The following is a 3,764-nucleotide window of genomic DNA, read 5'->3' on the forward strand; positions in this document are numbered from 1 at the left end:
TTGGGACAGGCAAGCCTTCGAGGCCGAGCGCAAAATGGATTCTAAAAAACACCTTGCCAAATAGGAGCGTCAGGACGCAAGAAGCCCTCGCCACACGAAGTGCGCAGCGAGGGCTTCTTGCATGTCCGAGGACGCGCCGGGAGGGAACTTGCTCTCCGCCCGGGCAGGTAAGACGAATTACGCGACGGTGTAAACCCAGTTGTGCTTATCCTCAACAGCACCAGACTGGATGCCCGTCAGGGTCTCGCGGAGCTTCTTCATCACAGGACCGATCTCGGTGTAGCCAGCCGGGAAGGTCACAGTCTCGTCGGCACCGTAGACCTTGTTGTCGATCTCGCCAACCGGGGAGATAACGGCAGCGGTGCCGCACAGGCCGCACTCGACAAAGGTACCGGCCTTGACCTCGGCCCACTCGACGGGACGCTGGTCAACGGTCATGCCCAGGTCCTGAGCAACCTGAACGAGCGAACGGCGGGTGATGGAAGGCAGAATGGAGTCGGTGTGGGACTGCGGAACGACGAGGGTGCCGTCCTCCTTCACGAACAGGACGTTAGCGCCACCGGTCTCCTCGACATAGGTGCGGGACTCGGAATCGAGATACAGGTTCTCGGCATAGCCCTCGCGGTGAGCCTCCATCGTGGGCTTGAGGGACATGGCGTAGTTCAGGCCGGCCTTGATATTGCCGGTGCCGTGCGGTGCGGCACGGTCGTACTCGGAAACGCGCAGCTTAACGGGCTTAAGGCCACCCTTAAAGTACGGACCGACCGGGGTCACGAGAATGCGGAACGTGTACTCAGGAGCGGGAGCCACGCCAATCACGTCACCGGAGCCGATCATAAACGGACGCACGTACAGGGTCGCACCGGAACCGAAGGGCGGAACCCAGGCGGCGTTTGCAGAAACGACCTGCTTGACAGCCTCGACGAACTTGTCCTTGGGGAACGGGGGCATCTCGAGGCGCTGGGCAGAGTTATACATGCGCTCGGCGTTCATGTCGGGACGGAAGCAGACGATGCTGCCGTCCTCGGCGGTGTAGGCCTTCAGGCCCTCAAAGACCTCCTGGCAGTAATGGAAGATGCCGCCGCACTCGGAGACATGCAGGGTGTGGTCGGTGGTCAGGCCACCCTCGTCCCACTCGCCGTCCTTCCAATGGGCCTCGTAGCTGTAATCGGTCTTCATGTAGCCAAAGCCGAGGCTACCCCAATCGATATCCTTCTTCTCGACAGTCATATGTCGCTCCTTACATACACAGTTGCATACTCGCGAACCCGCACGCAAGGACCGAGGCCGACCGCGTCGCAACGTCGCACGCCCGGAGCGTAGAGCCGGACGGGACACGCGAGCAGCATCAAAGCCGATGGCACGTCGATTCGCATGCACGAGATTGTACTCCGCACGCGCGTCGGATAAAACGTTTTTCTTTAACTAACTAAAGTATTTTCATTTGACCGAAGCAAAAAGGCCCGCCACCGTAAGCGGTGACGGGCCTCAACTGTACGGTCTGCGCGCTGGCTCGAGCTAGGCGTTCTATTTACCCAGCTTGGCCTTAACCAGACCGACCACGGTCGGGATGATCGACACGGCAACGATGCCGATAATCAGCAGCTCAAAGTGCTCCTGCACAAAGGGAATGCCGCCAAAGAAGTAGCCCAGCAGCGTAAAGACCGTCGACCAGGTAATGCCGCCCAGCACGTTAAAGACGACAAAGTTGCGCCAGTGCATGCCGCCCATGCCAGCGATAAAGGGCACAAAGGTGCGGATAAACGGGAAGAAGCGACCCAGGAAGATGGCCAGGTGACCCCACTTGTCCAAGAAGTCCTCGGACTTTTTGATGCGCTCGGGCGTCATGGCCTTGACCTTGCCCGAAGCGATGATCTTGCGGCCAAAGAAGTGACCGATCATAAAGTTGCACTGATCGCCCAAAATGGCAGCGGCCCATGCGGTGGCCAGAAGCGCCACAATGTTAAAGCCGCCATTGTGGGCAAAGAAACCCGAGGCGAACAGCAGCGAATCACCGGGAAGGAACGGGAAGAACACCACGCCCGTCTCGATAAAGATGATCAGGAACACGCAGCCGTAGGCCATAAGCGGGCCGGCGGCGATCCAGCTGGCGATCGCGGTGCGCGGGTCCTTAAGCAGCTCGGCAATAAAATTGATGAAACCCATGAAGTAAAACCTCTCAGTTGTGGGCGCGGATACGTCCAAGTTGACCAGTATACGGTTGCGGTGCCCCCTCGTGCGCAACCCCACAAAAGCATGACTCCATTACCAGCAAGTTTGCATAACTGACACCTGTCGCGCAATGCCGCCAAGATTGTCCTTCCTAATCCCTAGCGAATCGCTATACTTTATTGAATCGCATTGCCATGGCGCTAAGGGAGGGCGGCCGGTGAGCTTTATCAATACCATTCGCGAGGACATCAAGACCGTCCAAGCGCAGGACCCCGCCGCGCAAAACGGTCTGGTCATCTTCCTTTCCTATCCTGGCCTGCACGCCAAGTGGAACCACGTGCCCGAGCACTGGCTGTGGGAGCATGGACATCGCTCGCTCGCCCGCGTGCTCTCGCAAATCACCCGTCATATCACCGGCGTCGAGATTCATCCCGCCGCACAGATCGGCAAGCACTTCTTTATCGACCATGCCATGGGCGTCGTCATCGGCGAGACCACCATTGTGGGCGACAACTGCGTGCTCTATCAGGGCGTCACGCTCGGCGGTACCGGCAACGAGACCGGCAAACGCCACCCCACCCTGGGCAACAACGTCACCGTGGGCACGGGTGCCAAGGTGCTCGGCAACATCCGCATCGGCAACAACGTCAAGATCGGCGGCAACTCGGTCGTCGTTAAGGACGTCCCCGACAACTGCACCGTCGTGGGCGTGCCGGGACGTATCATCAAGCGCAACGGTTGCCGTGTGTTCGAGGAGAGTTTCGACGCCAAGCAGCATCGCGAGTACATGCCCGATGACGCCGCCGAGCAGTCCGCCCTCAACCGCCAGGGCATCACCGAGAATGCCCGCCGCGTCAAGGAACTCGAGCGAGAGGTGGCCGAGCTCAAGGCCCTCGTCGCCAAGCTCGTGGACGAACGCTAGGAACGCAAGCGGCAAAAAACGACATCGGCATCAACGCAAAGGCGCGCCAGGGAATTCATCCCCGGCGCGCCTTTCTTTTTGATGTGACATGCGGGACTGTCCCTTTGTCACATTATGCGAACTGACTCAGATAGAGGTCGGCGTAAGCGCCCTCGGCTGCGAGCAGCTCCTTATGCGTGCCCTGCTCGATAATGTTGCCGTGGTCCATGACCAAGATCAGGTCGGCGTCCACGATCGTCGACAGGCGATGCGCGATCACAAAGCTCGTGCGCCCGCGCATAAGCGCGTCCATGGCGCGGCCGATAGCAAGCTCGGTGCGCGTGTCCACGCTTGAGGTCGCCTCGTCCAGGATGAGAATCGCCGGGTTGTTGAGCAGCACGCGCGCAATGGTCAGCAACTGGCGCTGGCCCTGGCTGATGCTTTCGGCATCGTTGGCCACGCGCGTGTCGTAGCCCTGCGGCATGGTGCGCACAAAGAAGTCAACCTGGGCGGCGCGCGCAGCCGCAACAATCTCCTCGCGCGTTGCCTCGGGGCAGCCGTAGGCGATGTTCTCGGCAATCGTGCCGTCGAACAGCCAGGCGTCTTGCAGCACCATGCCAAACTGCTGACGTAGCTCGCCGCGATCCATGCGGCTCGTATCCACGCCGTCGAGCGTAATACGCCCGCCGTC

General features: G+C 60.1%; 4 protein-coding genes. 1 reads left to right on the forward strand and 3 read right to left on the reverse strand.

The features are described 5' to 3' along the window. Nucleotides 1-177: 177 nt before the first annotated feature. Nucleotides 178-1,230 (reverse strand): branched-chain amino acid aminotransferase, encoded by a 1,053-nt coding sequence (locus AB5164_RS09950; RefSeq protein WP_035138743.1) that lies wholly within the window; start codon nucleotides 1,228-1,230, stop codon nucleotides 178-180. Nucleotides 1,231-1,527: 297 nt separating this feature from the next. Then, nucleotides 1,528-2,166 (reverse strand): DedA family protein, encoded by a 639-nt coding sequence (locus tag AB5164_RS09955; protein WP_138113555.1) that lies wholly within the window; start codon nucleotides 2,164-2,166, stop codon nucleotides 1,528-1,530. 223 nt (nucleotides 2,167-2,389) lie between these two features. Here AB5164_RS09955 and cysE point away from each other — a divergent pair, with 223 nt between their 5' ends. Further along, nucleotides 2,390-3,094, forward strand: a complete 705-nt coding sequence (gene cysE / locus AB5164_RS09960; protein ID WP_035138740.1) for a serine O-acetyltransferase — start codon at nucleotides 2,390-2,392, stop codon at nucleotides 3,092-3,094. Between the two features lie 112 nt (nucleotides 3,095-3,206). Here cysE and AB5164_RS09965 read toward each other — a convergent pair. Beyond that, nucleotides 3,207-3,764 (reverse strand): ABC transporter ATP-binding protein (locus tag AB5164_RS09965; RefSeq protein ID WP_368148069.1); only part of this gene is annotated, 558 nt, incomplete at its 5' end.

Origin of the sequence: Collinsella aerofaciens (genome assembly GCF_040915425.1) — a bacterium.
Classification (GTDB): Bacteria; Actinomycetota; Coriobacteriia; order Coriobacteriales; family Coriobacteriaceae; genus Collinsella; species Collinsella aerofaciens_BW.

What these genes read in the sequence shown, in the direction of transcription:
- AB5164_RS09950 (WP_035138743.1), bottom strand. Translation starts at nt 1,230, where the DNA reads ATGACTGTCGAGAAGAAGGATATCGATTGGGGTAGCCTCGGCTTTGGC.
- AB5164_RS09955 (WP_138113555.1), bottom strand. Translation starts at nt 2,166, where the DNA reads ATGGGTTTCATCAATTTTATTGCCGAGCTGCTTAAGGACCCGCGCACC.